This is a genomic window from Halanaerobiales bacterium (assembly GCA_035270125.1).
GTDB lineage: Bacteria > Bacillota > Halanaerobiia > Halanaerobiales > DATFIM01 > DATFIM01.
Genome location: DATFIM010000011.1, coordinates 1 through 4,538, shown reverse-complemented (window position 1 = coordinate 4,538; position 4,538 = coordinate 1). Strand labels below are relative to the sequence as shown.

5 protein-coding genes are annotated in these 4,538 nt (G+C 30.4%); all 5 read right to left on the bottom strand.

Features of this window, described 5'->3' with window-relative positions; translation table 11 throughout:
- A partial coding sequence (locus VJ881_00645; GenBank protein ID HKL74547.1) for an ABC transporter ATP-binding protein occupies nt 1–462 on the bottom strand: 462 nt, incomplete at its 3' end.
- A gap of 34 nt (nt 463–496) precedes the next feature.
- Nucleotides 497–1,921, bottom strand: coding sequence for an efflux RND transporter periplasmic adaptor subunit (locus tag VJ881_00640; GenBank protein HKL74546.1), 1,425 nt, complete (start codon nt 1,919–1,921; stop codon nt 497–499).
- Between the two features lie 229 nt (nt 1,922–2,150).
- Nucleotides 2,151–2,642 (bottom strand): ferritin family protein, encoded by a 492-nt coding sequence (locus VJ881_00635; GenBank protein ID HKL74545.1) that lies wholly within the window; start codon nt 2,640–2,642, stop codon nt 2,151–2,153.
- 18 nt (nt 2,643–2,660) lie between these two features.
- Nucleotides 2,661–3,497: a thiamine pyrophosphate-dependent enzyme gene (locus VJ881_00630; GenBank protein ID HKL74544.1), complete on the bottom strand. Its 837-nt coding sequence runs from the start codon at nt 3,495–3,497 to the stop codon at nt 2,661–2,663.
- Between the two features lie 2 nt (nt 3,498–3,499).
- On the bottom strand, nt 3,500–4,538 hold a 1,039-nt coding region (locus VJ881_00625; GenBank protein ID HKL74543.1), incomplete at its 5' end, for a 2-oxoacid:acceptor oxidoreductase subunit alpha.

Here is a 4,538-nt window from a genome sequence, read left to right as displayed (position 1 = left end):
ACGGGCTATAGCAACTCTCTGCCTTTGCCCACCTGATAATTCAGAAGGTTTATGATCAATTCTATCCCCTAATCCAACTTCCTCCAAAACTTTTTTAGATATTTTTTCTCGTTCTTTACGAGTAGTACCTTTATAAATCATAGGTTGTTCCACATTTTTTTGGGCAGAAAGTCTTGGTAAAAGATTGAATGTCTGAAAAATAAAACCGATTTTTTTATTTCTGATTTTTGCTAATTTTTTATCACTCAATTCACTAACTTTCATCTCATCCAAAAAATAATCTCCAAAATTAGGAGTATCCAGACAGCCTAATATATTCATTAAAGTAGATTTGCCTGAACCAGAAGGACCCATAATTGCAATAAATTCTCCTTCATCAACTTCAAAAGAAATATTATCCAGAGCCTTTACTGCTATTTCTCCCTCCCCATAAATTTTACTTAAATTATTAATTTTTATCATCTAATCACCTCTACTTATTCTCTAAACTTAATATTTATCTACTACTTACCTCAGCTCCATCTTCCAGGTTACGAATTATATTAAAAGGACCGGAAATTATTTTTTCTCCTTCTTTAACACCTTTAACTTCAACTTCGCTTATACTTTGTAATCCTATTTCTACTATTCTCTTTATTGCTTTATTATTTTCATATATAAATACATATTTTTCTTCTTCTCCAAGAATAGACATTGATGGAATAGTAATTACATTTTCCTTATGATTTGTAGTAATTTCTGCATTTAAAAACATTCCTACTTTTAAAAATTTAGCAGGTTTATTTAATTTAATTTCGGTTTTATATTTATTAATATTACCCACTTTAGTACTTATAGGTGCCACAAAATCAACTTTACCTTCTATTTTTTTGGGAAAAGAATCACTAGTCAAAATAACTTTTTGTCCAATTTTAACTTGATTAACATCTATTTCATCAACAAAAATCTCTGCTTCTAAATCATTAATATTTGCTAAAGTTACTATTATATCTCCCTGATTTATTCTGCTTCCCTCACTAAATTTACTTTCTATGATAGTTCCTTCATATGGAGTCTTAATTATAACGTTTTCTAAATCTTTTTTTGCTTTGGCTATACTATTTTCAAGCCTTTTAATTTCTATTTCAGCTAGTTTAAGATCTTCTTCATCAATTTTTTCTTCTTCAATATTATATTTTAATAACCTCAGATTATTTTTAGCATTTTCTATTTGTAAATCTGCTAATTCTAAAGAATTAGGAATTGTTTTTTCATTTAAAATTTTCAATTCTTTTTCTAGATTATTAATATTTTTAAGCTGTTTATCATAACTATTTTGGATTTCTTCTAAATTATTTTTAGTAATAGCTCCTTTATTATAAAGATATTTATTATCTTCTAATTTTTGTTTTGCATTTTTTAAAGATTCTTTATTTTCATCTATTCTTTTTAATATTTGCTGTTTTTGGTTATTTAAATTGATTTTTTCTTTTTCTTTAGAACTAATAGCAATTTCTAAGTTTTTTTCTGCTTCATCAATTCTGAGTTTATTTAATTCATCCTGTTTAGTATATTTTTCATGAAGCTGTTTGTAATTTATATTGGCTTCCTGTGATTTGAATTCTAATTCCTCTAAATTATTTTTAAAATCATAATCCTCTACCCGTGCTATTTTCTCATTTTCTTTAACTAAATCACCACTTTCAACATATATTTCTTCTATAAAAGAAGAAACTTTTGTTTTAACCTCTTTGGTATCTGCTGCCCTTATATTTCCATCAGCACTAACTGTAGTAGTGATATTTCCAGGTGAAGCCTCAATTACATCAACTGCTACTGCTGCTTTGTCAGCACTCTCAGCCCCCATTCTACCTCTAACAAACCAAACACCTCCAGCAATAATTATCAAAATAAATACAAAAATCAAAATCTTCTTTTTCAAAATAAATCATCCCTTCTTAAATAAATTATAGTGCACCATATCATTAGTGCACTCCTATTATATATTCATAATTCAATTTTGTCAAGCAAAAATTAAATATTTTTGATTATATTTTTAATTAATTAAAATTTTAAGGTTAATCTTCGTAAAATTTAATTTCTAAAATAATAATTTTGCCATAAAAAAAGAGCAGGAAATAAATCCCACTCTTTTGATAGATATTCAATTATTAATAATCTTCAAGATGGTACCATTCTGCATCTTCAAGCCAGGTATTAGGTTTATTGACAAAATCAATTAAGTTACTGAGAATATTTTCATGTTTCTTTTCTTCTCCGGCTAATTTTTCAAATACTTCTTTAATTTTTTCCAATTCAGCTTCTTCAGCTTTTTCTTTATAAAAATTATAGGTTCTTTCTTCCATTTCTCGTGCCTTTTTATAAAGTTCTACCTGATCATCAGGTAAAACACTATTCGGTAAATCACTGGCAATATCTTCAAACGTTTTCTTGGCATCTGGTAAAATATCAGATTCTACATGTTCCACTCTTTCCTTATTGCGTAATTGTTCTACTATTTTCTCGTGTTTTTCCTCCTGTTCTACCAACATTGAAAATACTTGTTTGAGCCTTTTTTCTTCTGTTTTTTCAATCATCTCTTTGTAGAAGTCTCGATGTTCTCTTTCAAACTCAACAGCAAAATCATAAACATTTTTAGCCATTAAATATCACTCCTTTTTTTATTTAAATTCTTTCATTAAATCTTCCATTTCCTCAAGATCTGTACTCTTATCAACTAAAGGAGTATCATCTAAATGTGATAACCTGTCTCTAAAAGTCTGTTTTTCTTCTTTATAGAAGACACCAATAGGTATCTCTTCTCCCCATTTTTCTGAAAGCTTTAAAGCCTGATAGTAATCAGAACTATCATGGTCCTCCATTTTTTTAACTCTTTGACTATACCACTTGTAAGTGTTTAATTTATTAAAAGATACACAGGGTTGTAAAATATCTATCAAAGCATATCCACGATGATTCATTGCTTCTTTGATAAGATTACTTAAGTGTTCTCTATCTCCAACAAAGCCCCGGGCCACAAAACTTGCTCCCATACTTAAGGCAAATTTAATTGGATTAAGAGGTTCAGCATTTACACCATTAGGCTGTACTTTAGTTTTTAAATTTGCTTCAGTTGTTGGTGAGGCCTGACCTTTAGTTAAACCATATATTTGATTATCATGAACTAATTGTACTAGATCAGGATTACGTCTAATATTATGCAGAATATGGTTTCCACCTTCTCCATAACTACAACCATCACCTGATTCAACAATCACCTTTATTTTATGATTAGCTATTCTCATCCCAACAGCTGGAGGAAATGACCGGCCATGTAAACCATTAAAACCATTTATATTTAAATAATGAGGCATTTTTGCAGCCTGTCCAATTCCTGTAAACATTGCTACTTCTTCTGGTTTTAATTCAAGTTCATTTAGAGCATCTTTGAGAGCTATTCTGAGTGGAAAATTACCACATCCTGGACACCAGGCAGTATTATTAGTTTCTTCAAACATAATTATTTCACCTCACTTTTGAATCTATTATAAACTTCATCAGCTGTAAATGGTCTACCATCATATTTTAATATTTTATTGTCTACTTCAATACTGGTTTCAGATCTTAATAATTTTGCGAACTGAGCAGTTGAATTATTTTCTACATCAATTAGCTCTATATCTTTATCAACCCACTTTTCTAATTCTTTTTGTGGTAAAGGCCAGATATCATTAAAACTCAATACTCCAGCATCAATTCCATCTTCATTAAGTAAATCTATAGTTTCTTTAAGTACACCATAAGTTGAACCCCAGCTTAAGAAAAGATAATCTATTTCTTTTTCACCATAATATTCAGGTTCAAGTAAATCTTCAGAAATTAATTTGTCCAACTTTTTCATTCTTTTATCTGCCATTTCAATACGTTTATTTCCATCTTCAACTATATAACCATGTTTATCATGCTCATCACTATCAGCTAAAACTACTTCACCTTCCAGAAGACCTGGATAGGCTCGAGGAGAAATCCCATCTTCAGTTACTTCATAACGATTATATTCTTCTGACTCTCCACTTTTTTCTTGGACTAAATGACGATTTATTTCTAAATCAGAAAAATCATACTCTGGAATACTAACAGTAGAATCAGCTAAATATTGATCACTTAAAATCACTACTGGAATCTGATATTTTTCAGCAAGATTATGTGCTCTAAATGTCTGATAAAATGCATCCTCATGATCTCTAGGTGCCATTACCATCAAAGGAAATTCACCCTGTGAAACATTTATGGCAAATAACAAGTCACCCTGTTCAGTTCTGGTTGGTAAACCAGTTGCAGGTCCAGGTCTTTGCACTTCAGCAATGACTAATGGGGTTTCAGTTATTCCTGCCAGGCCAACTGCTTCAGCCATCAAAGCAAATCCACCACCAGAGGTTCCAGTCATAGCTCTGATCCCACCATAAGAAGCCCCCAGGGCCATGTTAATAGCTGCAATTTCATCTTCAGCCTGTTCTACCACAAGCCCTAATTCATCCTGTTTACCGGCAATATAGTTC

Coding starts and splice junctions, on each gene's coding strand:
- VJ881_00635 (HKL74545.1), bottom strand. CDS start 2,642: ATGGCTAAAAATGTTTATGATTTTGCTGTTGAGTTTGAAAGAGAACAT.
- VJ881_00630 (HKL74544.1), bottom strand. CDS start 3,497: ATGTTTGAAGAAACTAATAATACTGCCTGGTGTCCAGGATGTGGTAAT.